26 protein-coding genes are annotated in these 26,191 nt (G+C 72.2%); 18 read left to right on the top strand and 8 right to left on the bottom strand.

Annotated elements, in window-relative coordinates:
• Positions 1-71 precede the first annotated feature (71 nt).
• The 11 genes from ACFW3L_RS00390 to ACFW3L_RS00340 all read left to right on the top strand — a co-directional run bounded on the left by ACFW3L_RS00390 (position 72) and on the right by ACFW3L_RS00340 (position 10,459).
• The gene (locus ACFW3L_RS00390) at positions 72-617 is read left to right on the top strand and encodes an ArsR/SmtB family transcription factor (RefSeq protein WP_378734690.1); all 546 of its coding nucleotides are present in this window, start codon (positions 72-74) and stop codon (positions 615-617) included.
• A gap of 27 nt (positions 618-644) precedes the next feature.
• Positions 645-1,715, top strand: a complete 1,071-nt coding sequence (locus ACFW3L_RS00385) for a serine hydrolase domain-containing protein (protein WP_378734688.1) — start codon at positions 645-647, stop codon at positions 1,713-1,715.
• On the top strand, positions 1,712-2,089 hold the full coding sequence (locus tag ACFW3L_RS00380; protein WP_378734686.1) for a hypothetical protein: 378 nt from the start codon (positions 1,712-1,714) through the stop codon (positions 2,087-2,089). Before ACFW3L_RS00385 ends, ACFW3L_RS00380 begins: the two co-directional genes overlap by 4 nt.
• A gap of 330 nt (positions 2,090-2,419) precedes the next feature.
• Positions 2,420-3,181, top strand: coding sequence for a DeoR/GlpR family DNA-binding transcription regulator (locus ACFW3L_RS00375; RefSeq protein ID WP_378734684.1), 762 nt, complete (start codon positions 2,420-2,422; stop codon positions 3,179-3,181).
• A gap of 155 nt (positions 3,182-3,336) precedes the next feature.
• Positions 3,337-3,786 (top strand): PTS sugar transporter subunit IIA, encoded by a 450-nt coding sequence (locus ACFW3L_RS00370; RefSeq protein ID WP_378734682.1) that lies wholly within the window; start codon positions 3,337-3,339, stop codon positions 3,784-3,786.
• Positions 3,783-5,327, top strand: a complete 1,545-nt coding sequence (locus ACFW3L_RS00365) for a PTS fructose transporter subunit IIC (RefSeq protein WP_378734680.1) — start codon at positions 3,783-3,785, stop codon at positions 5,325-5,327. Before ACFW3L_RS00370 ends, ACFW3L_RS00365 begins: the two co-directional genes overlap by 4 nt.
• Positions 5,328-5,653: 326 nt before the next feature.
• On the top strand, positions 5,654-7,603 hold the full coding sequence (locus ACFW3L_RS00360) for a sensor histidine kinase (protein WP_378734678.1): 1,950 nt from the start codon (positions 5,654-5,656) through the stop codon (positions 7,601-7,603).
• A 97-nt stretch (positions 7,604-7,700) separates the two neighbouring features.
• Positions 7,701-8,120, top strand: coding sequence for a roadblock/LC7 domain-containing protein (locus ACFW3L_RS00355; protein WP_378734676.1), 420 nt, complete (start codon positions 7,701-7,703; stop codon positions 8,118-8,120).
• Positions 8,117-8,512 carry a DUF742 domain-containing protein gene (locus ACFW3L_RS00350; RefSeq protein ID WP_378734674.1) on the top strand — a complete coding sequence of 132 codons (396 nt, stop codon included), beginning with the start codon at positions 8,117-8,119 and terminating at the stop codon, positions 8,510-8,512. The genes ACFW3L_RS00355 and ACFW3L_RS00350 overlap by 4 nt, the downstream gene beginning before the upstream one ends.
• 46 nt (positions 8,513-8,558) lie before the next feature.
• A complete protein-coding gene (locus ACFW3L_RS00345) occupies positions 8,559-9,170 on the top strand; it encodes an ATP/GTP-binding protein (RefSeq protein ID WP_378735348.1) in 612 nt (203 codons plus the stop codon).
• The gene (locus tag ACFW3L_RS00340; protein WP_378734671.1) at positions 9,167-10,459 is read left to right on the top strand and encodes a cytochrome P450; all 1,293 of its coding nucleotides are present in this window, start codon (positions 9,167-9,169) and stop codon (positions 10,457-10,459) included. Before ACFW3L_RS00345 ends, ACFW3L_RS00340 begins: the two co-directional genes overlap by 4 nt.
• Positions 10,460-10,504: 45 nt before the next feature.
• Here the strand turns inward: ACFW3L_RS00340 and ACFW3L_RS00335 are convergent, their stop codons facing one another.
• Positions 10,505-11,740 (bottom strand): cytochrome P450, encoded by a 1,236-nt coding sequence (locus ACFW3L_RS00335; protein ID WP_378734669.1) that lies wholly within the window; start codon positions 11,738-11,740, stop codon positions 10,505-10,507.
• A 278-nt stretch (positions 11,741-12,018) separates the two neighbouring features.
• Between ACFW3L_RS00335 and ACFW3L_RS00330 the strand changes: the two genes are divergently transcribed.
• Positions 12,019-12,624 (top strand): PadR family transcriptional regulator, encoded by a 606-nt coding sequence (locus ACFW3L_RS00330; RefSeq protein ID WP_378734667.1) that lies wholly within the window; start codon positions 12,019-12,021, stop codon positions 12,622-12,624.
• Between the two features lie 138 nt (positions 12,625-12,762).
• On the opposite strand, the gene ACFW3L_RS00325 is transcribed toward ACFW3L_RS00330, so the two are convergent.
• On the bottom strand, positions 12,763-13,104 hold the full coding sequence (locus ACFW3L_RS00325; protein WP_378734665.1) for a UBP-type zinc finger domain-containing protein: 342 nt from the start codon (positions 13,102-13,104) through the stop codon (positions 12,763-12,765).
• A 152-nt stretch (positions 13,105-13,256) separates the two neighbouring features.
• On the opposite strand from ACFW3L_RS00325, the gene ACFW3L_RS00320 reads away from it, so the two are divergent.
• Entirely contained in the window at positions 13,257-14,021 is a 765-nt protein-coding gene (locus ACFW3L_RS00320) for an enoyl-CoA hydratase/isomerase family protein (RefSeq protein WP_378734663.1), read from the top strand.
• A 28-nt stretch (positions 14,022-14,049) separates the two neighbouring features.
• Here ACFW3L_RS00320 and ACFW3L_RS00315 read toward each other — a convergent pair whose 3' ends face one another.
• The 6 genes from ACFW3L_RS00315 to ACFW3L_RS00290 all read right to left on the bottom strand — a co-directional run bounded on the left by ACFW3L_RS00315 (position 14,050) and on the right by ACFW3L_RS00290 (position 21,143).
• The gene (locus ACFW3L_RS00315; RefSeq protein WP_378734661.1) at positions 14,050-14,844 is read right to left on the bottom strand and encodes an SDR family NAD(P)-dependent oxidoreductase; all 795 of its coding nucleotides are present in this window, start codon (positions 14,842-14,844) and stop codon (positions 14,050-14,052) included.
• Between the two features lie 61 nt (positions 14,845-14,905).
• Positions 14,906-16,345, bottom strand: coding sequence for a GntP family transporter (locus ACFW3L_RS00310; RefSeq protein ID WP_378734659.1), 1,440 nt, complete (start codon positions 16,343-16,345; stop codon positions 14,906-14,908).
• A gap of 6 nt (positions 16,346-16,351) precedes the next feature.
• The gene (locus ACFW3L_RS00305; protein WP_378734657.1) at positions 16,352-17,260 is read right to left on the bottom strand and encodes an NAD(P)-dependent oxidoreductase; all 909 of its coding nucleotides are present in this window, start codon (positions 17,258-17,260) and stop codon (positions 16,352-16,354) included.
• Positions 17,257-18,732, bottom strand: coding sequence for a four-carbon acid sugar kinase family protein (locus ACFW3L_RS00300; protein ID WP_378734655.1), 1,476 nt, complete (start codon positions 18,730-18,732; stop codon positions 17,257-17,259). The genes ACFW3L_RS00305 and ACFW3L_RS00300 overlap by 4 nt, the downstream gene beginning before the upstream one ends.
• 208 nt (positions 18,733-18,940) lie before the next feature.
• Positions 18,941-19,648, bottom strand: a complete 708-nt coding sequence (locus tag ACFW3L_RS00295; RefSeq protein WP_378734653.1) for a FadR/GntR family transcriptional regulator — start codon at positions 19,646-19,648, stop codon at positions 18,941-18,943.
• A 508-nt stretch (positions 19,649-20,156) separates the two neighbouring features.
• Positions 20,157-21,143, bottom strand: coding sequence for a LacI family DNA-binding transcriptional regulator (locus tag ACFW3L_RS00290; protein ID WP_378734651.1), 987 nt, complete (start codon positions 21,141-21,143; stop codon positions 20,157-20,159).
• Positions 21,144-21,319: 176 nt separating this feature from the next.
• On the opposite strand from ACFW3L_RS00290, the gene ACFW3L_RS00285 reads away from it, so the two are divergent.
• The 5 genes from ACFW3L_RS00285 to ACFW3L_RS00265 are packed head-to-tail and all read left to right on the top strand — an operon-like array spanning position 21,320 to position 26,085.
• Entirely contained in the window at positions 21,320-22,195 is an 876-nt protein-coding gene (locus tag ACFW3L_RS00285; protein WP_378734649.1) for an ABC transporter permease, read from the top strand.
• Positions 22,192-22,980 (top strand): ABC transporter permease, encoded by a 789-nt coding sequence (locus ACFW3L_RS00280; RefSeq protein ID WP_378734647.1) that lies wholly within the window; start codon positions 22,192-22,194, stop codon positions 22,978-22,980. The genes ACFW3L_RS00285 and ACFW3L_RS00280 overlap by 4 nt, the downstream gene beginning before the upstream one ends.
• A 38-nt stretch (positions 22,981-23,018) precedes the next feature.
• Entirely contained in the window at positions 23,019-24,050 is a 1,032-nt protein-coding gene (locus ACFW3L_RS00275) for an ABC transporter ATP-binding protein (protein WP_378734645.1), read from the top strand.
• Entirely contained in the window at positions 24,047-25,108 is a 1,062-nt protein-coding gene (locus ACFW3L_RS00270; RefSeq protein WP_378734643.1) for an ABC transporter substrate-binding protein, read from the top strand. The genes ACFW3L_RS00275 and ACFW3L_RS00270 overlap by 4 nt, the downstream gene beginning before the upstream one ends.
• Positions 25,109-25,137: 29 nt before the next feature.
• Positions 25,138-26,085, top strand: coding sequence for a nucleoside hydrolase (locus ACFW3L_RS00265; RefSeq protein ID WP_378734640.1), 948 nt, complete (start codon positions 25,138-25,140; stop codon positions 26,083-26,085).
• The last annotated feature ends 106 nt before the right edge of the window (positions 26,086-26,191 follow it).

Genomic DNA, 26,191 nt, shown 5'->3' with positions numbered 1-26,191 from the left:
CGCCTGGGTCGGAGTGGCGGCGATCGAGGTCAGTATTTACGTAACAACGTAGAATCGTGTAGCGTGGGCGCGTGCCAGAACCAACCCCGGACCCCGCCTCCCCTGCCTCCCGCGCCGGTACGGAGGAGCGTCTCGCCGCCCTGGAGGCTCGGGTCGCCGAGCTGGAGCGGGCCGACCGCTCGTACACCGCGACCACCGAGACGAACTACGCCGAGCGCTTCTTCGTCCTGGAGGCCCTCAAGGAACGCACCGCCGACGAAGGGGCGGTCGTCTTCGCGGGCGTCGTCCCCGTCGAGGGCGCGTCGGAGCCGGTCCAGTGGCAGTACGGGAGCTCCGTCGAGGCCATCGAGAACCTCGACTGGTCCGCCCTGGCCGGGAACCTGGACGCCCTCGGCCACCCCGTCCGGCTCAGCATCCTGCACGCGGTCCACTCCGGGGTCACCACCGTCGCCGGGCTCAAGGAGCGGGAGGAGTTCGGCACCAGCGGCCAGATCTACCACCACGTCAACCTGCTGGTCGCCGCGGGCTGGCTGGCCACGCGCAGGCGCGGCCACTATGCCATACCGCCGGAGCGGCTGGTCCCGCTGATGGTGGTCCTCACCGCCTCGCGCGGCTGAGACACGGAACGAGGACGAGGGGGACAGGTGCGGAGCGGTACACGGACCGGAGCGACCGTGGCGGTCGTGGCCGCCGTCGTCCTGTCCGTCGGGTTCGCCGTGCGGCCCGTTGCCCCGTCCCTCTCCTCGGAGGTCACCGGCGACGCCGAGCTGGCGCAACGCGCCCGACCCCTGCTGGAGGACGGCCCCCGTGCGACCGCGGCCGTCGTGGAGGTCGACGGCGACCGTGTCAGGGAGGCCTACTTCGGCGCGGACGGGACGACCCTCTACGAGATCGGGTCCGTCTCCAAGGCCCTGACCGGGCTGCTGCTGGCCGACGCGATCGAGCGCGGCGAGGTGGACCCGGACACCGAACTCGGAACCCTGCTGGACCTGGAGGGCGCGCCCGCCGCGACGGTCACCCTGAGCGAGCTCTCCTCGCACCGGTCCGGGCTCCCCAGGAACCCTCCGGGGGTGCTGACCTCGGTCACCATGCTCCTGGACAACCTCCGCAACCGCGACCCCTACACGGGTGACGTCCGGGACCTCGTGGGGAGCGCCGCCGAAGCCGACCTCACGGACCGGGGCCGGTTCGCCTACTCCAACCTCGGCGCCGCGCTGCTCGGCCAGGCCCTCGCGGTCTCCGCCGGAACCGACTACGAGACCGTCCTCCACCAGCGCCTCCTCGCCCCACTCGGTATGGAGCGCACGGTGGTTCCCGCCACCCCGGAGGACGTGCCCGCCGAGGCGGCCGTCGGGTACGGCACCAACAGTCGCCCCTTCGCCCCCTCGGCCAACGCCGCCTGGGCCCCCATGGGTGGCGTGCACTCCACCGGCGGCGACATGGGGCTCCTCGCGCGGGCCCTGGTGGGGGGAGGGGCGCCGGGTGTCGAGGCCCTGGAGCCCCGCTGGGACGACGGGCGGGGAGACGGGGTCGGCCTGGGCTGGTTCGTCACCGACCACGACGGCACCGAGGTCACCTGGCACAACGGCATGACCGGTGGATTCGCGGCCATGGTCGCTCTGGACCGTGAGGGCGGGCGTGCCGTGGTCGTGCTGGCGGACGGCCCCGTGGGCGTGGACTCCGTCGCCCTCGACCTGCTCTTGGAGGGGGAGTGAACGACACCCTGGTCGCCCTCGTCGTGTGGGCGGTGCTGACCCTGTTCGCCGCCTCACTGACCTGGGAGATGGTGCGGTCCGCGCGCACTGGAGAGGGTGCGCGGGCCTTCCCCGATCGCGGCGGCGTGGTCCGGCGGTCCGCGGGCGTGGTCCTGTTGACCGCGTACATCCTGTTCGCGGTGGGGTGGCTGCACCTCCCTGCGGCCCTGTGGTGGGTCAACGCGGCCCTGGCCGCGACCGCCCTGGGAGCGGGCGCGGCGCGCTGGCGGACCCTGCCGTGGAGCGCGGCCGAGGGCGGGGGGCGCGCTCGTTGGATCGGAGCCGTGTTCACCGTGGGCCTGACCGTCGCCCTGGTCCTCCTCCTGGCCCTCTGAGCGGCCGGGACCCGTCACGCCCCCTTGGTCCCACCAAGAACCCATCGACACGTGGGACGACCATTCTCGGCCGTTCGTGTGGACCAGGGGCTCCGAGGAGATCCTCGAACCCGTCGCCGCATCATCTTCGCCGCATCAACGGCGCGGAACACCCAGGGGCCGCGGCGGCATCCGTGGTGCTCGCCGTGCGATCACACGAAGTCCGGGTGGGGGTTCGAGCCGGTCGCCATAATGCCTCCGCGTCTTGCCGGGTATTCGCAGACCCTTGACAATATGGCAACAACACGCAGAATCAGTCAATACCAAATCAGATAACGGAGGGAATCGGGCATGTACGGGGCCGAGCGTCGACAACTGTTGGCGCAGAAGGCACGCCGAGACGGGCGCATCGACGTCTCGTCGGCGTCGGAGGAACTGACCGTGGCACCGGAGACCATTCGGCGCGACCTCGGGGTCCTCGAACGCCAAGGGCTGGTGCGCCGGGTCTACGGCGGCGCCGTCTCCGTCGAACGCCTGGACTTCGAACCCAGCGTCCCCCTGCGCGACCGCACCAACGAGAGCGAGAAGGAGCGCATCGCCCGCGCCGCGGTCGCCCAACTCCCCCAACGGGGCACCGTCCTCATCGACGGAGGCACCACCACCGCTCGCCTGGCCGGCCTCCTGCCCGAAGGCGCGGAACTCACCGTTGTCACCAACTCCCTGCCCGCCGCCCACCAGATCGTGGGCCGACGCGGCTGCCAGCTCCACTTCCTTGGCGGGCGCGTCCGCGCCACCACACTGGCCTCCGTGGGCCCCTGGTCGCAGGACGTCCTCGACGGACTCACCGTCGACGTGGGATTCTTCGGCGCCAACGGGTTCTCCACCGAACGCGGCTGCACCACCCCCGACCCCGCCGAAGCCACGGTCAAGGCCGCCATGGTCCGCGCCTGCCGGCGCCGGGTCCTGCTCGCCGACCACAGCAAGTACGGCGACGACCAGTTCAGCCGATTCGCACACCTGAACGAGATGGACGTGGTGGTGACCGACGAGGGCCTGGATGAAGAGGCCCGCGGAGCCCTCGTCGACGCGGAGACCGAAGTGGTGATCGCGTGATCGCCACCGTCACGCCCAACCCCGGACGTGACCGTACGACAGGCTGGCCCGCCACCGGGGGGAGCACTCCCAACGGTGGCCCCGCGATTCGCGCACCCCCACCCCCGTGCGCGTCACCGCAGTCGACAGCTCACTCACCCCCCAGGAGCGACACCATGACCGAACTCGTCACCACCGAACTGGTCGACCTCGACCTGGCTCCGACCGACCGGCGTGCCGCGGTGCGCTCCCTGGCCGAACGCCTGCGCGTGGCCGGCAGGGTGACCGACCTCGAGCGGTTCCTCGCCGACGTGGAGGACCGCGAGGCACAGATGTCCACCGGCCTGCCCGGCGGTATCGGGATCCCGCACTGCCGATCGGAGGCCGTCACGGTGCCCACCCTCGCCATCGGCCGCAGCGCTCAGGGAGTGGATTTCGGAGCCGACGACGGACCCGCTCGCCTGATCTTCCTCATCGCGGCTCCGGAGGGCGGTGCCGCCGACCACCTGACCGTGCTGGCCGCCCTGGCACGCCGACTCATGCGCGCGGAGTTCACGAAGACCCTCCTGAACGCCACCGACCCGGCCGCCGTGGCGGCGTACGTGGGTGCGGAGGTGGCTTCGTGAAGATCGTCGCCGTCACCTCCTGCCCCACCGGCATCGCGCACACCTACATGGCGGCCGAGGCACTCGAACAGGCCGGGCGGGACGCCGGGCACGACGTCTCTGTCGAGACCCAGGGGTCCGCGGGGACCTCGGCTCTGGCCGACGAACAGATCGCGGCGGCCGACGCCGTGATCTTCGCCGCCGACGTCGGGGTCCGGGGGCGCGAACGCTTCGATGGCAAACCCAGAGTCGAGACCACGGTCAAACAGGCGGTCAAGGACGCGGCCGGGCTCGTCCGGCAGGCCGTCGAGGCCGCCGAACAGCAGCGGGCCGAACCCGCCCCCGGCAGGGTCGGCGCGTCCGCTTCAGCGAAGGCCGGAACCGCGGCCGGGGCGGCTGGGGCCGACCCCGGGACAACCGCGCCGACCGCTCCGGACGACGGCGTGCCCCGGCCCGAAACCAAGGTCACCGGCGGTGGCAGCTTCGTAAGCAACCTCAAACAGTGGCTGATGACCGGCGTCAGCTACATCATCCCGTTCGTGGCCGCCGGCGGGCTGCTCATGGCGCTCAGCTTCGCCCTGGGCGGATACGACATCACCGACGCCCCGCCGGTCACCGAACACTTCGACGCCCTCAGCCTCACCAGCTGGGCCGCTCTGGCGAACCAGGCGGGCGCGCTGTCGATGGACTTCCTCGTGCCCGTCCTGGCCGGTTTCATCGCGTACGCCATGGCCGACCGGGCCGCACTGGCCCCCGGGTTCGTGGGCGGGGCCGTGGCCGTGGAAGTGGAGGCCGGTTTCCTGGGCGGTCTGCTCGCGGGCCTGCTTGCCGGGGCCGTCGTCGCCGCGCTGCGTCGGGTGCCCGTGCCCCGCGCCGTGGCCGGGGTGATGCCGGTCCTGGTGCTGCCGCTCGTCGGCGTGGTCGTGGTCGGAACCCTGATGTTCGTGGTCGTGGGCGAACCCATCGCCGTGGCCATGCGGGCGATCACCGACTGGCTCAACGGCCTGAGCGGGGCCAACGCGATCCTGCTGGGCGGGATCGTCGGCGCGATGATGGCCGTGGACATGGGCGGTCCCGTCAACAAGGTCGCCTACACCTTCGCCGTCGGCGGGCTCACCACGGGCAGCGACACCGCGTTCGCGATCATGGCCGCCGCCATGGCCGCGGGAATGACCCCGCCCATCGCCCTGGCGCTTGCCACCAAGATCAGACGGGACCTGTTCAGCCCGGCCGAACACTCCAGCGCACGTCCGGCCTGGCTGCTCGGAGCCTCCTTCATCACCGAGGGCGTGATCCCTTTCGCCGCCGTCGATCCCCTGCGGGTCATCCCCTCCATCGTCCTGGGATCGGCCACCGCGGGCGCCTTGGCGATCGGTTTCGGCAGCACCCTCATGGCACCGCACGGGGGCGTCTTCGTCCTGCCCCTGGTCGGAGGGCCGCTGCTGTACCTGGTCGCCATCCTCATCGGGATCGCGGTCTCCACCGCTGCCGTACTGCTGGCCAAGAGCATCGGCCGCCGCCAACCCACCTCGGCCGGGGCCACCGCCACGGCGGCCGCCTGACCCCGAGCGGTCGTGATCGTCGATCTCGACCCGGGTCCGATTCGTGTGCGGTAATCGACCATAGTCACGAAGCCCACCTTTCTTGGCAAACACGGCAATGCGGGAAGGTTCATCAAGGTGGAATAGCCCGATTGGTCCTTTCTGGGTCTTCGGCCTGTCAGAGGGGCCCGCTTGTGGAAAACTCCGCGCGCCCGATCGGGGGTGGACTAACGTGACATCCGTCCGCCGCCCCGGTTTCGCCGGGGTGAAATCCACTGCACGTGACACGGGCGGGTGCGACGGCAACGAATCCGCCACCCGCACGGAAAGCCGCGAGGAAACCATTCATGGCAGTACACCTGTCCGACCGGAAACGCCCTCTCCCGCGCCCCGGCCAACAGGCACTCGTCGCCCTCCTGGCTGCCTCCGCCCTGACCGCCCCCGCATGGTCCTGGACGGTGATCGAGAGCCCCGAACCGGCCCGACCGGTCATCGCCCTCGTCGGCGGTCTGGCCGCACTGCTGCTGTGCGCCGCCGTGGCCACCGCCGTCTACCACGCGGCCGTGGCGCGCGTCGCCCTCGCCCACGGCGCCAGGGTCAGCTCGGGTGCGCGCACCCTGGAGGAGGAGACGGCGCGGGTCGTGGACGCCCTCCTGCCCGCCCTCGCCCACGCCGCCCGTGAGGGCAGGCCCCTCCCACGCGTGCTCGCCGACCACCCCCGGCCCACCCACCCCACCGTCGACCGTCTCGCCCACGCCGTCACCACCCGGCTCGCCGAGGCCGAGCGCAGCGCCACCGAGGCACGCGCGGCGCGCACGGAGATCGAGAACGAGGTCACCGACCTCGCTGACACCACCCTGCCGTTCATCGTGCACCGCGTCCGCGAGGACCGCACCATCGCGGAGGAAGTCCTCGCCGGGGAGCTCCGCGAGGTCCACCCGGCCGTGGCCCACCTGCGCACCCGCCTGGTCGAGGAGCTCGTGGTCTCCGAGCGCCGGAGCGCCACAGCGCTGATCTCGGCTGCCAACATCGGCGGGCGGATCCAGGCCCACCTCACCACCCTGCTCGCCCAGCTCCGCGACCTGCAGTTCCGTTACGGCGACCGCTCGGACGTCTTCAACGACCTCCTGCTGGTCGACCACAACGTCTCCCGTACCGGCCGCCTCGCGGACGCGTTCGTGACCCTCGCACGAGGCCGCTCCGGGCGCCGATGGAACCGTCCCATCGGTATGGAGAGCATCCTGCGCGGAGCCCAGGGCCGCATCACCGCCTACCGCCGGGTCCGCCTGCACTACACCCACAGGTCGGCGGTGGTCGGCTACGCGGCGGAGGGGGTCATCCAGGTGCTCGCGGAGCTCATGGACAACGCCGCCAACTTCTCCGCGAACGGCACCGACGTCAACGTCTACGCGCAGGAGGAGGACAGCGGGGTCACCGTCACCGTCGAGGACAGCGGCCGGGGACTGCGCCAGCGCGAGCGCCGGGCGGCCGAGGACTACGTCGACCGACCCCGCACCCTGGCCACCCTCCCCGGCCTGCGCATGGGGCTGGCCGTGGTGGGAGCCCTGGCGGACAAGTACGGCCTCCAGGTGAGCTTCCGGCCCTCGGCACGGGGAGGCACCGGAGTGGTCGTGCTCATCCCGCCCCACCTCGTCACCGCGTACGAGGTGCCGTTGCCTCCCCGGCTCCAGAGGGAGAGGGAGGAGGAACTCGCGCGTGAGGAGGAGCGGGCCGAGCTCGCGCGGTGGCCCGAGCCCGGGAAACGGTCTTCCGTGAACGGAACGCCCGGTTCCGGCGACCGCGCCGCCGACGTCCTGGCCGGGGACACCGTGGCCGACACCCCGGCACTCGGCACGACCGCGTCCACTGCGCCGGCGGCCGAGACCCCCGTGTCCGGGACCGGGTCGGCCGCGCGCGCCTGGACCGGATCCGCGCCGACCCCCTCCCGCCCGCCGTTGGCCCGACGGACCACCGGCCGCCGCGAGGTGCCACGGGTCGACCCCCTCTCGGACGCCGCCGACACCCCCCGCACCGGGAGCGACCGGGGAACCGGGCCCGCCGCCGGACCCGGGGAGGACACCGGGCCCGAGCCCGGCTTCGACATGCCGCAGCGGTTCCGTGGCCTCACCCTGGCCCAGGCGGTCCGGGAGAACCCGGAGCAGCTCTTCCCCACGCTGCGCCGGGACTTCGACCCCGAGACACGCAGAGAGCTGCCCACCAGGCTCGCCGCCTTCCGTGACGACGATGACGACGATCAGGAGAACGGCCCGGGCACCCTCTGGGAGGACGGTCGATGAGCACCGACCCCGCCCCGTACCACGACACCCCGAACGAAGAGGAACGGAGGGAGGGGCACCCGGCGTCACGGCGTCGGGACGACCGCCCCGCGATCCCATGACGACCATGGACGCCAGCCTCGACTGGCTGTTGGAGGACCTGCGACACCGGACACCGGGCATCCGCCACGTCCTGGTGCTGTCCAGGGACGGGCTCAGGATGTGCCACACCCGGGAACTGGACGTGGACCGCGCGGACCAGCTCGCCGCCATCTCGGCCGGTGTCCAGAGCCTGTCCCTGAGCGCCTCCGCCGAGTTCGGTGACGGCACCGGATCGGGCCAGGCCATGCTGGAGTACGGCGGTGGGCTCCTGCTCATCATCGGCGCGGGCCAGGGTGCCCATCTGGCCGTCATCGCCGGATTCGAGGCGAAGGTGGGACTGGTCGCCCGCCACATGAACGAGCTCGTCGACCGGATCGGCGCGCACCTCACCGCCGGTCCCCGACGCAGGCCCCACGAGGCGGGCCCGTCCCGATGAACGCCGCCTCGCGCCGCGGTGCCCCCGCCCAGGGCGCCCCCTCCGGCCCCGAGGCGCCGGACCGCTTCTACACGGTCACCTCGGGGCGCGCCGACGACCCGGCCATGGACGCCGTCACCCTCGTGGTGGCCGAGTCCGGTCCCGCGCCCGACATGCAGTCCGAGCACGCCAGCATCCTCCGGCTGTGCACCCGGCCCACCGCCGTGGTGGAGCTCTCGGCGGAGCTCAGGGCACCGGTGAGCGTCGTCAAGGTGCTCCTCACCGACCTGCTCGACACCGGCGCCGTGGCCGCTCGGCACCCCGTACCCGTACGGTCCCTCCCCTCGCGCGGGGGACCCAGGCACGACCCCGAGACCCTGAAGCAGGTGCTCCTTGCCCTCCAACGGCTCTGACCCGCACGGACGGACGACCACCACGCCACTGACCCCGCCGCCCCCGATGACGGCGGACGCGACCGCCCCGACCCGCCCGCCACTGGCCAGAACCGCCAGCCAGGCGCTGAAGATCGTCATCGTCGGCGGCTTCGGCGTGGGGAAGACGACCCTGGTCGGCTCGGTCAGCGAGATGCGCCCCCTGAGCACCGAGGAGGTCATGACGCAGGCCAGCGACGGGGTCGACGACCTCAGCGCGGTCCGTGACAAGCGCACCACGACGGCCGCCTTCGACTTCGGGCGGATCACCATCGACGACACCCGGGTCCTCTACCTCTTCGGCGCCCCCGGGCAGAAACGCTTCTGGTTCCTCTGGGAACAGATCTTCACCGGCAGCCTCGGCGCGGTCGTCCTCGTCGACACGGACCGGGTGCAGGACTCCTGGTACGCCATCGACCGGCTCGAACACCACCACACCCCGTTCGTCGTCGCGGTCAACCGGTTCGGGCCGGGGCCGAACCTGCACGACGTGCGCAACGCCCTGGACCTGTCCAACGACGTCCCCCTGCTGGAGTGCGACGCCCGCCGCCGCGAGTCCAGCCGCGACGTCCTGGTCACCCTCGTCCGCCATCTGTTCCGGCACCGCCCGCCCGTGTCCGCACCGGAGAGGTCATCGTGAACGACAACGTGGGAGCCCCGGGGGCGCTCGTGCCCCCGACCCGGGGACCAGCGCCCCTGTCGCCCGACCACGAGCACGCCATGCGCTTCTACGGACCCGACATCGCCTGTGACCCGGTGGCCCTCTACGAGGAGATGCGCCGCCACTACGGTCCGGTCGCCCCCATCCTCCTCGACGGCGACATCCCCGCGTGGTTCGTCCTCGGCTACCGGGAGCTGCACCACGTCTCCGACCGGCCCGAGTGGTTCGCCCGTGACTGCCGCCGCTGGAACATGTGGGACCACATCGACGACGCCTGGCCGTTGATGCCGTACGTGATGTGGACCCCCTCGGTGATGTTCGCGGAGGGAGCCGAACACCAGCGGCGCGCCGGAGCGATCGGTGACGCCCTCGACGCCACGGACCGCGCCGACCTTCGCACGCTGTGCGAACAGGTCTCGGACGGCCTGATCGACCACTTCGCCGGGGACGGCGAGGCCGACCTCGTCAGCCAGTACGCGCACCACATCCCCGCCGGGGTGATCGCCCGGCTGTACGGGCTGCCGCGGCAGGAGGTCCCCGACCTGGTACGCGACATCCTGGTCTCCCTGGACGTCACCGCCGACGCCGGTCAGGCCCACCAGCGGGTCCAGGAGCGGATGCGGCGGCTCGTCAGCGAGCGCAGGGCCCACCCGCGCGACGACATCCCCTCACGGCTCCTGCTGCACCCGGCGGGGCTCACCGACGACGAGGTGGTGATCGACCTGCTGGTGATCATGTCGGCGGCGCAGGCGCCCACCGGCAACTGGATCGGGAACACCCTGCGGCTGATGCTGATGGACGACCACTTCTCCCTCACGCTCCAGGGCGGACGCAGCAGCTCCGGTGAGGCGCTCAACGAGGTGCTGTGGAAGAACACCCCCACGCAGAACTTCATCGGCCGGTGGGCGGTGCAGGCCTGTGATCTGGGCGGTCGCCGGATCCGGCGCGGCGACCTGCTGGTGCTCGGCATGGCCGCCGCCAACGCGGACCCCCGGCTCAACACGGGTGACCTGGGGATCTTCGGCAGCAATCGGGCCCAGATGTCGTTCGGGCACGGGGAACACGGTTGCCCGTTCCCCGCGCCCGAGGTGGCGGAGGTGATCGCCCGCACCGCCGTGGAGACCCTCCTGGACCGGTTGCCGGACGTGCGGCTGGGGGTGTCCCCGGACCAGCTGCGGTGGCGTCCGTCCGTGTGGATGCGCGGACTCTACGAGCTCCCCGCGCGGTACAGCCCCATCGTCGGTCGCGGGCGGCGCCGCCTGGGATAGCCACGCGTCCCGGACGGCGCCGCCCCGCCGGTCCCGGACCCGGCGTCAGTCGACGCGCCCGGGGACCGGGGAGAACTCCAGGGGGAGTTCGCGCAGGCCCCGCGTGAACAGCCCCTCCTCCACCAGGGTGGCGCCCTCGGCGAGGCGCACGTCCGGCATGGCGTCGAGCAGGTCGTTGACGGCCACCCGTACCTCGGCCTCCGCCAGCAGCGCGCCCACGCAGAAGTGGCGGCCGAGCGCGAAGGCCAGGTGTTCGGCGGCGGCCGAGAAGGACGTGGCCTCGGACAGCTCCGGCCGGGAGAGGTCGAAGCGGTCCGGGTCCGCGAACCGGTCGGGGTCCCGGTTGGCCGCTCCGATCAGACAGGTGACGGTGGCCCCGGCGGGCACCGTCCCGCCGCCGATCTCCACGTCACGGCTGGCCTGGCGCATGATCATCTGCACGGGAGGGGAGAGGCGCAGCGACTCCACGAAGGCGCGGGGGACGAGGGACCGGTCCTCGCGGACCGCCGCCAGCTGTCCCGGGTGGGTGACCAGGTGGGCGAACAGGCCGGACAGCGCCTTGTCCGTGGTCTCCCCGCCCGCGGCGAGCAGGAGACTACAGAAGGCCTTGACCTCCTCGTCGGTCATCCGGGTGCCGTCGACCTCGGCGTGGCAGAGGCGGGAGAGCAGGTCGTCACCGGGCCGTCTCCTGCGTTCGGCGATGATCGGGAGCAGGTACTCCGCGAACTCGTCCCTCGTGCGGAGCCCGTCCTCCGTGACACCGGGGTCCTGGGTGAGGTTGCCGAGGAAGGCGATGATCGCGGTGTACCAGTCGTGGAAGCGGTCGTGGTGGGTCTGGTCCAGGCCGAGCATGTCCACGATGACGTTGATCGGGAACCGGGTCGCGTACTGGGAGACCAGGTCGACCCGGCCCTCGTCCCGGAAGGCGTCGACGAGGGCCCGGCTGTTGCGCTCGATCACCGGGAGGAAGCGTTCCCGGAGCTCCCGGCCGCGGAAGGCGGGGGCGACCAGCGCCCGTCTGGTCGCGTGGTCGCGACCGTCCAGCTGGAGGATGGTGCGTCCGTGCACCGGCTCCAGCTGCCAGCCGTAGTTGTCCGTGGAGAAGGCTCCCTCGCGGTCCTGGAAGACCCGTCGCACGTCCGCGTACCGGGAGAGGACGTAGCTGGAGGTGGGTGCGTGCCACAGCAGGGGCTCGTGTTCACGCAGCAGGGAGTAGGCGGCGTACGGGTCGTCGGAGAACTCGGGGGAGAGGAGGTCGGGGATGCTGTGCGTGCTGGTCACGTGGTCGGGCTCCCAACGGTCGTGCGGAGGTCCGGAGGAACCCTCACAGTAGGTAGGGGTTCCGGCACGATCCACCCCTGATCCGGTCCAGGCACGATTTCCGGGCGAAAAGGGAGGGAGGTCCGCCTTTCCGGAGTCCGAAACGCGCGCGAAGAGAGGGGATTCGGATGTCCGGGATGGGGTTGGCCGCGCCGTTCCGGGTGGCGCGGTGGTGGGGGCGGCCCGACCGGACCGTCGCCTCCACGTCGGTTTGGGGGTCAGGGTGCTAATTTGTCTGGATGGCACTGGGAGAGGCGGTTCTGGCGGCGTTGTTGGAGGGGGAGGCCTCCGGCTACGACCTGGCCAAACGGTTCGACGCCGGGGTCGCGAACTTCTGGTCCGCCACCCCGCAGCAGCTCTACCGCGAACTCGAACGCCTGGAGGGCGAGGGCCTGCTCAGCGCCCGGGTCGTACACCAGGAGCGCAGACCCGACAAGCGCCTGTTCACCGTCACCGAGACCGGACGCGAGGCGCTGCGCTCCTTCAGCCGACGGCCCGCCCGACCCACCGCCATCCGTGACGACCTGCTCGTCCGGCTCCAGGCCGTGGACGAGACCGACGTGGACGCGGTGATCAGCGCCGTCGAGGACCGCATGGAGCTGAGCCGCGCCAAACTCGAACGCTACGATCGCATCGCCGCCCGCATGCTCGACGGTCGGGACGAGGAACGCTACCTCCGCGAGGCCGAACGGGTCGGCCCCTACCTCACCCTCCAGCGCGGCCGCTCCCACGAGCAGGAGAACCTGCGCTGGGGAGCCAGCACTCTGGCCATCCTCGAACGCCGCCGAGCCGACCGGGCCCCGGGCCGGGGCGCCGAGGGCGGACCGGCCGCCGGGCCCGGCTGACCGGACCCGGACGAGCACGCCCGGTCAGCGCCGGGCCAGCACCTCCATGGTCCCCGCGCCGCCGTCGCGTGTGCCGCCCGGCCCGCGGGCACGTGTTCCAGCGCGGAGCGGTCCCCGGCCAGCCGGCGGCGGTGTCGGCTAGTTGAGGAGCCGCTGCCAGTCGGACGGCACCCGCTCGGCCGGGGCGGGAACCGGCTGGTTCAGGGGGTGCGAGGTCGGTGCGGCCAGCTCCGGCCCCTCGCCCATCTGCTGGGTGCGGAAGTCGTAGAACCACTCCTCGCCGGGCTCGAAGCTCTGGACGATCGGGTGGCCGGTGGCCTCGAAGTGGCGGCTGCCGTGCTGGGACGGGGAACTGTCGCAGCACCCCACGTGCCCGCAGGCCGCGCATCGGCGCAGGTGCACCCACCACCCGTCCCCGGTGAGGCACTCCTGGCAGCCGGTGCCGCTGGGCGGCGTGGTCGGGTCGATCTCGTTGCTCATGTCGTCACGCTAACCACCGGAGGCACCGCTGACCGTGAACAACGCGCGCCCGGTGACGGCCGGTCACGGCCGCGCCCGATACCCTCGTCGCCGGTCGCACCCGAACAACGGGCCCGCAGCCCCCGGGGCCCGCACTACCTGGAAGGCACTCCATGAGCGAGGAGCTGTCCGTACGCGTCGACGGTCACGTCGGTGTCCTGGAGATCCGCCGTCCGCCGAACAACCACTTCGACCTCGACGTCCTCACGGCGGTCGCGGACGCCGCCGAGGAGCTGGCGGCCGGTGACTGCCGGGCCCTCGTCCTCTGCTCGGAGGGCCGGAACTTCTGCGCGGGGGTGGACTTCGCCTCCGGCGGGGTCGGGGACTCGCCGGTCCGGACGCTCAGCGCCATCTACGGTCAGGGGTCGCGCCTGTACTCGCTGCCGATCCCCGTGATCGCCGCCGTTCAGGGAGCCGCCGTGGGCGGCGGGCTCGGCCTGGCGTGCGCCGCCGACTTCCGGGTGGCCGCCGCCTCCTCCCGGTTCCACGCCAACTTCGGTCTGCTGGGACTCCACCAGGGGTTCGGCCTGAGCGTCAGCCTGCCCCGCATCGTGGGTGTGCAGAAGGCCGCCGACATGTTCTACACGGCCCGCCGGATCACCGGCACCGAGGCCCACGCCATCGGCCTGGCCGACGTCCTCGTGGACGAGGAGCACGTGCGTGAGGAGGCGGTGAGCCAGGCACACCGCATCGCCCGGTCCGCGCCGCTCGCGGTGCGTTCGATGAAGTCCACCCTGCGCGCGGACCTGCTCGCCGCGCTGCCCTCCGCCCTGGAACGGGAGATCATCGAGCAGACCCGGCTGTTCGACACCAGGGACAACGAGATCGGGGTCACCGCCTCCCTCGACCGCACCGCGCCCGTCTTCACCGGGGAGTGAGCCGCGCGGGGCCGCCGGACGGGCCCGCTCAGGGAACGATCGAGTCGACGTAGCCGCCGTCCACCCGGACGGCGGCGCCGGTCGTCGCGGAGGCCAACGGGGAGCTCAGGTAGGCCACCATGTTGGCGATCTCCTCGGGCTCGATCAGCCGCTGGAGCAGGGACATCGGCCGGTGCCGGACCATGAACTCGCGCTGGGCCTCCTCCCACGGCAGGTCACGGTCGACCAGCTCGTACACGAACTCCTCCACCCCTCCGGTGTGGGTGGGCCCGGCGATCACCGAGTTGACGGTCACCCCGGTGCCCGCCGCCTGCTTGGCGAAGCCCCGGGTGACCGCGAGCAGGGCGGTCTTCGAGGTCCCGTAGTGGATCATCTCCGCGGGGATCGCGAGCGCCGAGTCACTGGCGATGTTGAGCACGCGCCCCCAGCCGCGTTCCGTCATCCCGGGCAGGGTGGCGCGGATCAGTCGAACGGCGGAGAGCACGTTGGTCTCGAAGTAGCGCCGCCACTCGTCGTCGCTGATCTCCAGCGCCGGAGCGCTCCCGAACACGCCCAGGCTGTTGACCAGGACGTCCACCTCGGGCACGGCGGAGAGCACGTCGTCGGTGCCCCGATCGGTGGTGACGTCGCCGGGGGCGGCGACCAGGTCGCGGCCCGGGGCGCGGCCCCGCAGGGTGTCGATCGCCTCCGCCACCCGCTCCGGGCGGCGTCCGTTCACCGCGACCCGGGCGCCCGCGTCCGCGAGCACGGCCGCGACGGCCATGCCGATCCCCTGGGTCGAACCGGTGACCAGTGCGGTGGTGCCGGACAGATCGATGCGCATGCGAACACAGTAGAAGGACGGGGCGGACCTGGTCCGCCCCGTCCGGGGTGTGTCGTCGGGATCAGCCGAGAACCAGCCACAGAAGGCTGACGAGCAGGAAGCCCGACACGCCCAGCACCGTGGTGAGCACGGTCCACGTCCGCAGGCCGTCGGAGACCGACAGTCCCAGGTAGCGGGTCACCACCCAGAAACCGGAGTCGTTGACGTGCGACAGGCCGAGCGCCCCGAAGGCGATGGCGAGCGCGATGAGCGCCACCTGGATCGAGGAGTAGTCGCCGGTCAGCGCCATGTCGGCGAGCAGCCCCGAGGAGGTGAGGATCGCGACGGTCGCCGACCCCTGCGAGGCGCGCAGCGCCAGCGAGAGGACGAACCCGAGCAGAAGGATCGGCAGGCCGGTCCCGGCGAGGGTGTCGGCCAGCGCCTCGCCCACGCCGCTCTCGGTGAGCACGTTGGCGAACACGCCGCCCGCGCCGGTCACCAGGACGACGATGGCCACCGGGGGCAGCGCGGCCTCCATGACCTCACCGATGTGGGCGGTCGACCACCCGCGCCGCACCCCGAGCAGGAAGTACGCGAGGACCAGGGCCACCAGCAGCGCGAAGACCGGAGCGCCCACGAACGAGAGCACGGGCAGCAGCGGGTGGTCCTCGGGCAGGACCGTGGCCGAGGTGGTGCCGACCATGATGAACGCCAGCGGTGTGAGGATCAGTCCGAGGATGGTCCACACACTGGGCGGGGTCTCGGTGCGGGCGAGCGTCGTGGCGGAGCCGCCAAAACCCGCCTGCTCCGCGTCGCCCTCGTCCCCGCCGCCGAACGCCTCGAACTGCGCGCGGGTCGCCGCCAGCATGGGGATCTCGCGGCGGTTGAGCCACTTCGACACGAAGTGCGCGATCACGGCCAGCGGCGCGCAGACGATCAGGCCCAGGATCAGGATCCAGCCGATGTCGCCCTCAAGCAGCGCGGCGCCGCCGACGATGCCCGGATGCGGCGGTACGGAGACGTGCACCGCGAGCATGATCCCGGCGACCGGCAGGCCGAACTTGACCGGGTCCACCCCGGCCGCCTTCGCGAACCCGTAGATGATCGGCACGAGGATGATGAAGCCGACGTCGAAGAACACCGGGACGGCGAGGATCAGCGCGGCTCCGGTGAGGGCGGCCGCGACCCGCTTGGGCCCCAGCCAGCCGGTGAAGCGCCCGGCCAGGCTCTCGGCCCCGCCGGAGACCTCGATCATGCGACCGAGCATCGCGCCCAGGGCCACCAGCAGCGCCACCGAGCCCAGGGTCCCGCCCATACCGGCGGTGATGGTGGCGATGATGCCGAGCTGTTCGGGTGTGTCGCCGGTGGCGGGGACGGTGACCAGGGGCATGCCCGAGACCAGGCCGACGAGGATGCTCACCAGGAGCAGGGCCACGAACGCGTGGACCTTGAAACGGATGATCAGGACCAGCAGCAGGGCGATGCCGCCCGCCGCGATGCCCAGAAGGGTGAGGGCGCCCATGTGTCGCTACTCCTTGTCGGTGGGTTCGGGTGCCACGACGCGGATCACGGCGGAGTCGTCGGCGGAGCCCAGCCCCTGTCCCTGCCCCAGCAGGTACAGCTGCTCGGCGGTGGCCGCCAACGGTGTCGCCAGTCCGACGGAACGGCTCGCCGAGGTCACGATGCCCATGTCCTTGACGAAGATGTCGAGTCGGCTGAGCACCTCGGCGCCCTCCTCCTCGTAGGCCTGGAGCATGCGGGGACCGCGGTTGCCCAGCATGAACGATCCGGCCGCGCCCGCGCCCAGCGTCTCCAGCGTGGTCTCCGGATCCAGCCCCAGCGACCGGGCGAGGGCCAGCGCCTCGGCGGCGGCCGCGATGTGCACGCCGCACAGCAGCTGGTTGACGGTCTTGAACGCCTGGCCGTCTCCGGGACGGTCACCGATCACGCTCAGGGTGGAGGCCAGGCGCCGCAGCACCGGGTCGGCGGCCTCCCGCGCCTCGGGGGTGGCACCGACCACGATCAGCAGGTCGCCCTCCCCGGCGCGGACCGGGCCCCCACTGAGCGGGGCGTCCACCAGGAGCAGGCCGCGCGGGTCCAGTTCCTCGGCGGTCGCGGTGACCGTGTCCACCCCGACGGTACTGGTCAGGACCAGCACGGTGCCGGGAGTGAGGGCCTCGACGATGCCGTGTTCACCGAAGAGCACGTCGCGCAGCTGGGCACCGTCGCGCACCACCAGCACCACGGAGTCGACCCCGGCGACGGCGTCGGCGGCGCGCTCGAAGGGCACCACCCCGGCCTCGGCGGCCAGGTCGCGGCGGGCGGCGGCGATGTCACAGCCGTGGACGGTCATCGTCCCGGCCAGGCGGGTGGCCATCGGGAGACCCATGGCGCCGAGTCCGATGACGGCGACGCTCGAGACGGGGCTGGTGGTCATGGACGGACTCCGGTGTTCGGGGCTTCGGTGACGGGGGAGCCGTCACCGGGGCGGGTGGACAGGGTGCTGAGGCGGTCGACGACCTCGGAGAGCGAGTCGTCGGCGCCGACGTTGCCGGCGAAGACGACGTAGGGAATGCCGGTGGCCGGACCGCCGACCGGCTCCCACAGGGAGACCAGGCCGGGCAGCATCGGGCCGCGCACCAGGGCGCGGTGGATGCCCAGTCCGAGCGAGGCGACGTCGCTGGAGGTGATCCCGCCCTTGGCGACCACGAAGCGCGGTGCGCGGCGGGCGAGGGTCTCGGACACGCAGCGCACGAGGGCCGCCGAGACGTCCCGGGCGATGGCCAGGCTGGTGGCCGGGTCGTCGCTCAGGCGCAGCAGTCGCGAGGTGTGCAGGATGACGTCGTGGTCGGCCAGACCAGCGACGATCGCGTCGACGGTGCGGGCCACGGCGGCCTCGCGGGCGGCCGGGTCGAGGACCTCGTCCACGGCGAGCTCGATCACCCGGGCCCCGGGGTGCCGGTCCACCAGCACGCCGAGCTGGCGGGTGGTGAGCGCGACGTGGGAGCCGACCACCACGAGCCCGCCGGGGGCGTCCGTGCTGGTCCGGATCTCGTCCTCGCCCAGGGGCGCGCGGGCCTCCAGACCGATGCGGGCGCGCACGAACGGCGGGCCGACCCGGTAGACGAACCTGTGGCCCCGGCGTTCGGCGGCGATCAGGGCCAGGGCGAGGACGCGCAGGTCCTCCTCCGACTCGGCGTCCACCACGACCGGCGCGGCGTCGTGCTGTTCGAGGAGGCGGGCGGTGACGGCGTCGGTGTCGCCGCCGCGCAGCAGGGCGAGGTCGATGACGGTGACCTCGCTGGCGGGGACGGCGCCCTCGGTCTTCTCCTCGACCCAGGCCCGGAGGTCGGAGTTGCGGTAGCCGAACGTGGCGTCGCGGGCGAACTCGGTCTCCGCGACGGGGGTGAACCCGGTGTCGGAGCGCGTGTAGTGGACACCGCCGACCGTGACGCGCCCGGCGTCGGGGAAGGCCGGGACGATGACGACCCCGTCGACGCCGGGGTCGCCCAGCTCCTGGAGGGTGGTGTCGATGACCCGGGGTTCGAGCGGGTAGTGGCCGCGCAGGGTGGAGTCGCCTCGGCTGGCGAAGACCAGCGGTCGGTCCCCGGCGGCGGCGCGGGCGTTGCGTACCACCTCGGCGTTGCGGGCCCCGGCCTCGGCCGGGTCCAGGCTGCGGGTGTTGGTGAGGACGTAGACGGCGAGCGTGTCCTGCGCGAAGGCCCACCGCAGGTCGTCGACGGACCAGCGGGTGAGCACGGGCAGGCCGTGCACCGACTGCGTGCCGGTCGGGTCGTCGTCGAGGACGACGATGACGGAACCGGCGGCGGTGGCCTCCCGCGCCACGGCGGACGCGGAGACGGGGCTCGGTGCCCCGGCGGAGGTGAGGACTGCGTGGGGATCGACCATGGAAACTCCCTTGTAAGACATCAGACATCTTATGTTAAACGGCGTGGTCGTCAACCGTGATGTCACAGGAGTTACCAGGTGGGGGTGGCAAGGAGCCCGAGCGCGGAGAGATCGCTCGGGCTGGTCAGCGGTGAGTGGCGGTGTGCGGGGCCGTTCGGGCCGTGGTGTGACCGGTGTGCGCGCCGGTCTCGCTCAGTGCCTCAGTGCCTCAGTCGGTCAGGCCGAAGACGTGCTCGCGCAGATCGCGGGAGGTCTGCGCCATGTGACTCTCCATCGCGAGCCGGGCGCTCTCGGGGTTCCCGGACCGGATCGCCTCCAGTACCCTGCCGTGCTCCTCGATCGCGTGGATCTGGATGGCCGGGATGGACGAGGTCTGGCGGCGCTTCTCGCGCATCACCCGCGACAACGGCTCGAACAGCACGGCCACGAACACGTTCCCGGTCGCTGACAGGATCACGTCGTGGAAGCGGATGTCGTGCTCCACGAACCCCGCGAGGTCACCCCGCGCGTGGGCGTCGCGCATACCCCGGAGGGCCTCCTCCAGTGCGGCGAGGTCGGCCTCGTCCCGGTGCTCGGCGGCCAGCGCGGCCGCACCGGTCTCGATCATCCGACGCACCTGGATGAGCTGGAGCGAGGCGGTGAGGTCGTCGCCCCCGCGCACCGTGGCGCGCAGCACCGCCTCCAGCCCGGTCCACTCCTCCACGGGACGCACCAGCGTGCCTCGTCCCCGCACCACCTCGACCACGTTCTGGGCCTGGAGCGTCCGGATCGCCTCACGCACGGTCAGGCGGCTGACGTCGAACTCCTGGCCCAGCTCGTTCTCGGAGGGCAGCCTGCCCCCGGAGGGCGGGGCGCCGTCGACGATGCGGTCCAGGAGCGACTGGGCGATCTCGTCGGCGAGCAGCGGCCTCGGCACGACACTTCCTCTCGGGCGGGGGAGACGGCGGGGTCGCGGTGCCGGCGGTGCGCGCCGACCCCCGTGCGCCCACGGGGCGCACGGCAAGCAACCCTATCGCCGCCGCCCGACCCCGGCTCCCGGCCTGGCGCGAGGTCGCGGGAGCCGGGGCGTTCTCAGGAGGGGGCGGTGCGGTCGGCTGGTCCGAAGGGGGATCTGCTCGTTCCCATGGAATGCCTTTCGCGTCGGAGTAGCGAGGTTGCCCCGGTCGGGCGCGGAATTCACGGCCCTTTCCGTTGTCGGTCTTCAGGGCATCATTGCTGGTGGAAGCGGTGGCTTCGGGGTCGCCATCCCGGTTCGGGGTACCCAACAGAGTGCGGTACGGGAAATCGAAAGAGCAAGCGCATTCCCCGAACTCGTCAGGGGGTGAGGCCATTCTGGGGGAGGAATGTCGGGAATTCTCCGCAAAGGGGTGGGAGGGAGTTCCGTTCGATCCCGGGTTTCGGTCCGGTCGGTGAGAGGGGAACGGTCACGTCGAACGGGGCGGTGCCAGCGAGTCCGTGAGCAGGACGGTCGTCGGCAGCCGTCGCCCCCTCGGCCGGTCGTCGCGGCCCCCGTCCACCATCGCGGTCAGCGCGTTCACCGCCGCGCGGCCCAGCTCGTCGGCGGGGGTGCGAACGGCGGTGATCGGCGGTCCCGGCAGGTCGGCCAGGGCGATGTCGTCGGCCGCCGCGACACTGATGTCCTCCGGCACCCGCACACCGAGGCGGCCGAACTCGAACATCACGCCCAGCAGGAGCAGGCTGTTGTAGACCAGCACCGCCGTGCAGCCGGAGTCGATGATCCCCCGCGCGGCGGCGACCCCCTCGGCGAACGCCGGGCGGACCGGACCGTGCACCCGCACCCGGAGGCCGGACCGGGCCGCGTGTTCGACCAGTTCCGCGCGCCGGTGCCGGTCCATCCACGAACTCGGCGGCCCCGCGAGGTAGGCGACCTCGCGGTGCCCGAGCTCCACCAGGCGGTCGTAGACCGCGCCCAGGCCGCCGGGGGTGTCGACCGTGAAGGAGGTCAGCCCGGGAACGCGGCGGTTGATCGCCACCATCGGCTTGCGTTCGTGCGCCTCCTTCAGATCGGCGGCCGAGCTCACGGGGGACTGCACGGCGAACCCGTCCACCTGGCCCTCCAACTCGTGCAGGGCCTCCGCCTCGCGGGTCGGGTCCCCGCCGGTGACGGCGATGATCACCCGGCGTCCGCTCTCGGCGGCGAGGTCCTGGGCGGCCGTGGCGGTGGTCGAGTAGAAGGGGTTGTCCAGGTCGGGGACGAGCATGGCGAAGAAGCCGCTGCGGCCGGTGGTGAGCGCCCGGGCGGCCGGGTTGGCGCGGAACCCCAGGCGATCGGCGGCGGCCCGCACCCGCACCAGGGTGGACGCGGCGACCATGGACGGCCGCGACATCGCCCGCGACACCGTGGACGCGGAGACGCCCGCCTCCCTGGCCACGTCGTCCAAGCTCGCCATTCCGACTCCTCGCAGGTCACGGTGCCCCCGGTCACAATCGTGGCCGTGGGCTTGGCTCGGTGCCCAGACAAAGGTTACGGTGTTGCAAGCGCTTGCAGAAGCGCTTGCAGGTGTCGTCGCAGATGAGACACCACAACAAACCCCGAAACACCCGCCGACAGCGACCGGGAGTGGAATTGTCCCGCCCGTCACCCACCGCAGAGGCCGCCCGAGTCGCTTCGCGCCGCCGTCTCCTCCCACGCCCTCCCGTCACGGTCCTGCTCGTCCCCGGGCTGGCCCTGATGCTCTTCGCCTTCTGCTATCCCGTGGTCGCCACCCTGGCCTGGCCGCCGGACGGCGACCCCGCCACGGTCGCGCGCGAGACCGGGAGCCTGCTCACCGACCCCTACCTGCTCCCGGTGATCGCCCGCACCGTCCGAGTCGCCGTCCTGACCACCGCGCTCTGCCTGCTCATGGGCTTCCCGGTGGCCTACCTCATCTCACGGGCACCCGGCCCCTGGCCCGGTCGGCTCCTCGCCCTGGCGATCTTCCCGCTCCTGCTCAACACCGTGGTACGGACCTACGGCTGGATCGTGGTCCTCGGCGGCAACGGCCTGATCAGCAAGGTCAGCGAGGCCGTGGGCCTGGGCCGGGTCCAGCTCCTCTACACCGAGACCGCGATCGTGCTCGGTCTGGTCCAGTTGTTCCTGCCCCTGATGATCCTGTCCGCCTACTCCAGCCTCTCCCAGCAGGACCACCGGCTGGAGGAGGCCGCCCGAGGCCTGGGCGCCTCACCCGGCCGTGCCTTCCGCGACGTGGTCTTCCCCCTGGCCCTGCCCGGGGCACTGGTCGGGTGCACCCTGGTCTTCGCGGGCGCGGTGACCGCCTTCACCACTCCCCAGCTGCTCGGCGGACCCCGCGAGCGGCTCCTGTCCACCCTGCTCTACAGCCGCGTCAACGTCAGCCTCGACTGGCCCTCCGCGAGTGCCATCGCCCTGGTGATGACCGCCCTGGTGCTGGTGGTCGGTGCGCTGTCCGGTCGGCTCGGCAAGATCGGGAGCACCACCTCATGATCCTGAGACGCCCGTTCCTCTCCCTGCTCGCGGCCGCCGCCTTCGTGCTGATGCTCGGCCCCGTGGTGATCCTGGTCGGGGTCGCCTTCACGGCCGGAAGCACCCTCGCCTTCCCGCCGGAGGGCCTCTCCCTGCGCTGGTTCTCCGCCGCGCTGGAGTACGGCCCCTTCGTCGACTCCTTCGGTACCAGCATGGTCGTCGCCGCGGTCTCGACCGTGATCGCGCTGGCCCTGGGAGTCCCCGCGACCCTGGCGCTGCACCGGGGCAACCCGCGCGGACGCCGGATCATGGAGAACCTGTTCTTCGCGCCGATCGTGGTCCCCGAGCTGGTCCTGGGCCTGGCCCTGTTCCAGCAGCTCATGGTCGGCATGCGGGTGACCGCGCTCGGCGCGTTGATCATCGGCCACACCGTCCTGCTGCTCCCGTACACCGTGCGGGTGGTCGGGGCCTCGCTGGCGCTGGCCGACGCGCGCCTGGAGGAGGCCGCTCGCGGGCTGGGCGCGGGTCCGGTCCGCACCTTCCTCACGGTGACCCTGCCGGTGATGGCGCCGGGCATCCTCTCGGCCACCATCCTCGCCTTCATCACCTCCCTCAACAACGTTCCGCTGTCCCTCCTGCTGACCGGCCCGGGCGTGGCCACCCTGCCGGTGGAGATGCTCAACTACGTCCAGTCCTCGTTCGACCCGGTGGTCGCGGCGGTCAGCGTGCTGCTCCTGGCGCTCAGCGTCGTGGTCGCGTTCACCACCGAACGCCTGGTCGGTTTCACGAAGGTCTTCGGCCGATGACCGGGAAGCCCGCCCTCCGGGAAGAAGGAGACACCCAGATGACACCCGTCGTCGAACTCGACCGCGTCAGCCACCTCTTCGGGGCGCGGGGCGGAAAGGGCGGCACCACCGCCGTCGCCGACCTGGACCTCACCGTGCGCCCGGGGGAGTTCACCACCCTGCTCGGGCCCAGCGGCTGCGGCAAGACCACCACTCTGCGGATGATCGCCGGGTTCCTCCAGCCCACCTCCGGGCGGATCCTCCTGGAAGGCGTGGACGCCACCCGTACCCCGCCGGAGAAGCGCAACATCGGCATGGTCTTCCAGTCCTACGCGCTCTTCCCGCACATGACCCTGCGCGACAACGTCGGCTACGGCCTGCGCACCCGCAAGGTGGCCTCCGCCGAGGCGAAGCGGCGCGCGGAGGAGGCACTCGACCTGGTCGGCCTCGTCCACCTGGCCGACCGCAAGCCGGCCGAGCTCTCCGGCGGCCAGCAGCAGCGCGTGGCCCTGGCCCGCGCCGTGGCCATCCGTCCCTCGGTGCTGCTCCTGGACGAGCCGCTGTCCAACCTGGACGCCCAGCTCCGGGTGCAGATGCGTCGCGAGCTCCTGCGGGTCCAGCGCGAGACCGGTCTGACCGCCGTTCTGGTCACCCACGACCAGGACGAGGCACTGGAGCTGTCCGACACGATGGTGATCCTCAACAACGGGCGCCTGGAGCAGCAGGGGTCGCCCCGGGACGTCTTCCCCCGTCCCGCCAACCGTTTCGTGGCCGAGTTCCTGGGCTACGACAACTTCCCGGAGGTACCCGGGCACGGACCGGTCACCGTCCGGCCCGAACACGTGCGGCTGCTCTCCGGCGACGCCCGCGAGGACGCCGGGGAGACCGGCCTCGACGGCACCGTCGCGGCGGTCACCTTCCAGGGCAGCAACTGCCTGGTCGAAACGGCCATCGACGGGGTCGAGGGTCCGGGGTCGGTCCTGCGGGTCCTGCACCCCGGCGACGACCTGCGCCCCGGTGACCCCGTCCGTATCGCCCTGCCCCACCGCCACCTGGTGGACCTGCCCGCCGACGAGGTGACGACCGGATGAACCGTCCCGCACGCGGAGCGCGGCGCACCGCCGCCCTCGCCGGGGTCCTGGCCCTGGCCACCGTCACGGCCTCCTGCGCGCCCGTCCGCGAGGACGACCCCGACACCCTGGTGGTGAGCACCTTCGCGTTCGCCACCGAGGAGTTCACCCAGGTCGTCGCGGAGCCCTTCGAGGCCGAGACCGGTATCCGGGTGGTCCTGGACACCGGGAACAACGCCGGGCGCCTCACCAAGCTGAGGATCAACTCCGAGCGACCCGACACCGACGTCGTGCTGATCTCCGACTACTACGCGCAGATCGGCAAGGACATGGGGCTGTTCGCCCCCGTCAGCGCCGACGACGTGCCCAACCTCGACGCCATCCAGCCCTGGGCCGTGGATCCCGACGGCTACGGCCCCGCCTACACCTTCCAGCTCCTCGGCCTGATGTACCGGACCGACCTGGTGGACGAGGCTCCCGAGTCCTGGGACGACCTCTGGGCGGAGCCCGAGGGCGGCTACGCGCTCCCCGACATCTCCGTGTCGGCGGGCCCGATGTTCGTCCTCGCCGCCGGGGAGCACTTCGGGTCCGGCCCCTCCGACGCCGACGCCGGGTTCGAGGCGCTGGCGGAGATCGGCCCCGACGCGCTCCAGTTCTACACCGGCTCCACCGAGCTCACCAGCCTCTTGGAACGCGGCGAGATCGCCATGGCACCCGGTCTGGACAACTTCGCCATGGGCTCGGTGGAGGCCGACCAGCCCGTCGGCTTCGCCGTGCCCGACGAGGGAAGGGTGATGACCGCCAACACCGTGCAGGTGGTGGAGGGAGCCCCCAACCCGGCCGGTGCGCTGGCCTTCACCGACTTCCTGCTGCGCCCCGAGATCCAGGAGGGCATGGCCGAGGCCCTCTACGACAAGCCCGTGGCGCTGGGAGCCGAACCCACCCCGCTCATGGAGCAGGTCTCCCGGGAGGCGGCCACGGACCCCGTCGCCAACGGGTACCACCAGGGTGACCTCGCACTGCTCGCGAACGAGCGGTCGGCCTGGCTCGACCGCTTCACCGAGGAGGTGGCCAGGTGAGCGGCCACCCCGTCAACGGAGGAGGACCGTTGCCCACACCCGTCGTGATCGACTGCGACCCCGGCGTCGACGACGCCGTCGCCCTGCTGCTCGCCCTGGCCTCACCGGACCTGGACGTGCGCGGGGTGACCACGGTCGCGGGCAACGTCTCACTCACCGACGTGAACCGCAACGCCGCCCACGTGCTGGACCTGGCCGGGGCGCCCGCCGACCTCCCGCTGGTCTCCGGACTCGCGGGGCCGATCGCCCGCACCTCCCGCATCCGGGACGAACCCATGCACGGCGCCGGGGGCCTGGGCGGACTGGTGCCGGACTCCCCGCCCCGGCCCCTGACCCCCGGCCACGCAGTGGACTGGCTGGCCGAACGGGCCCTGGAGTCCCCGGGCGAACTCACCCTCGTGGCGATCGGCCCGCTGTCCAACGTCGCCGCCATGCTCGCCCGCCACCCCGAGGCCGGACCCGCGCTCCGGGAGATCGTCGTCATGGGCGGGGCCGCCTTCGCCCAGGGCAACGTCACCCCGGCGGCGGAGTTCAACTTCCACGCCGATCCCGAGGCCGCCCGCTACGTGCTGGAGTCCGGCCTCCCGGTGCGGATCGTGGGCCTGGACGTCACCCGCGCCGCGCTGTACCCGCTCACCGAGGCCGAGTACCTGGCCACCCTGCCCGGCACCGCCGGGATCGCCGGGGACCTCCTGCGCGCCTACGCCCAGCGCTACCTCGACCGGTTCGGCGTCCCCGCCGTCCCCGTGCACGACGCCCTGGCGGTGGCCGCCGTCAGCCACCCCGACCTCGTCGGCTGGGAGGAGGGCACCGCGTCCGTGGAGTGCTCCGGCGAACTCACCCGGGGCGCCCTCGTCGCGGACCTGCGCACACCCGACCGCACGCGTCACGTACGCGTGGGACGTACCGTCGACGCCGACGCGTTCTCCGCCCTCCTCACCGAGGGCATCGCCCGCCACGCGCACCTCACCGCCTGAACCCGGCGGGCCCCGTCGCCCGAGGGGGCCGACACCCCGCCCCCGGACCCGGCAGGCAGCCCGCCCCTTGAACCAGGCACCCGCACCCGCCCACTCGAAGGGAACC

This window comes from Nocardiopsis sp. NPDC058789, from assembly GCF_042745575.1.
Taxonomy (GTDB): Bacteria; Actinomycetota; Actinomycetes; order Streptosporangiales; family Streptosporangiaceae; genus Nocardiopsis; species Nocardiopsis eucommiae.
This window is presented reverse-complemented; position numbering and strand designations above follow the sequence as displayed.